The following is a 1,553-nucleotide window of genomic DNA, read 5'->3' as shown; positions in this document are numbered from 1 at the left end:
ACTTTTTTTCTACACAAAAAAGGCTCCATAAGATCCATAGGGGATTTACCCACTACAAATATTATAGAGCCAAAAAAAGAACCTTGCAAAGCAAGATTCTTTTAGTGTCTGACTTAAATAATTGTTCTTCTGGGAACTAAATCGAATTAAGCTTCGATTTCTGTAACCATACCTGAACCAACAGTACGTCCACCCTCACGGATAGAGAATGTAGTACCTTGTTCTACGGCGATTGGGTGGATCAACTCAACGTCGATTGTCACGTTATCACCAGGCATTACCATTTCAGTACCTGCTGGAAGTTCGATTGAACCTGTAACGTCAGTAGTACGGAAGTAGAATTGTGGACGGTAGTTGTTGAAGAATGGAGTGTGACGTCCACCTTCTTCTTTAGTAAGGATGTAGACTTCACCTTTGAATTTAGTGTGTGGGTTGATTGAACCTGGTTTAGCGATAACTTGTCCACGTTCGATTTCATCACGTTGAACACCACGAAGAAGGACACCTACGTTATCTCCGGCAAGACCTTCATCAAGTTGTTTACGGAACATTTCAACACCAGTAACAACTGCTTTTTGAGTTTCTTCTTTGATACCAACGATTTCGATTTCGTCGTTGACTTTAACGATACCACGGTCGATACGTCCTGAAGCAACTGTACCACGACCAGTGATTGAGAATACGTCTTCGACTGGAAGAAGCAATGGTTTGTCAGTGTCACGTTCTGGTTCTGGGATGTACTCATCAACTGTGTTCATCAATTCCATAACGATGTCTTCGTATTTAGTGTCACCTTCAAGGGCTTTAAGAGCTGAACCTTGGATAACTGGAAGATCGTCACCTGGGAAGTCGTATTCTGACAATAGGTCACGGATTTCCATTTCAACCAATTCAAGCAATTCTTCGTCGTCAACCAAGTCAACTTTGTTCATGAAGACGATAAGGTGTTTAACACCAACCTGACGTGAAAGAAGGATGTGCTCACGAGTTTGTGGCATTGGTCCGTCAGTTGAAGCTACTACAAGGATAGCTCCGTCCATTTGAGCGGCACCAGTGATCATGTTTTTAACGTAGTCCGCGTGTCCTGGAGCGTCGATGTGAGCGTAGTGACGTTTTTCAGTTTCGTACTCAACGTGCGCAGTGTTGATTGTGATACCGCGTTCGCGTTCTTCTGGAGCAGCATCGATAGACGCATAGTCTTTAGGTTGGTTAACAGCTGAAGGCAAGCGACGTGCCAAAACAGTTGTGATAGCTGCTGTCAAAGTAGTTTTACCGTGGTCAACGTGTCCGATAGTACCAATGTTAACGTGTGGTTTACTACGATCGTATTTTTCTTTTGCCATTTGAGTAAAAGCCTCCAATAAAATATATTTTATAGATAGACAGTAGGCAATACAGTCTAACTTTCCTTACTATTTTATCAAATTTCAGCTAAATTGCAAGTGTTTTACAAAGTTTTTGTGAATTATTCTTAATCGGTAACTTCTCAAAGTAACTTCCACTTGCCTGACCAAAGTGGAAATTAGTCTAAAACGGATTTTTATGGTGGAATT

1 protein-coding gene is annotated in these 1,553 nt (G+C 41.5%); it reads right to left on the bottom strand.

Annotated elements, in window-relative coordinates; translation table 11 throughout:
* Nucleotides 1-146: 146 nt before the first annotated feature.
* Nucleotides 147-1,343 carry an elongation factor Tu gene (gene tuf / locus QP439_RS08860; RefSeq protein ID WP_001040721.1) on the bottom strand — a complete coding sequence of 399 codons (1,197 nt, stop codon included), beginning with the start codon at nt 1,341-1,343 and terminating at the stop codon, nt 147-149.
* Nucleotides 1,344-1,553: the final 210 nt, after the last annotated feature.

Origin of the sequence: Streptococcus sp. UMB1203, from assembly GCF_030217725.1 — a bacterium.
GTDB lineage: Bacteria > Bacillota > Bacilli > Lactobacillales > Streptococcaceae > Streptococcus.
The sequence above is the reverse complement of the archived record's forward strand: the minus strand, read 5'-3'. Positions and strand labels throughout refer to the sequence as shown.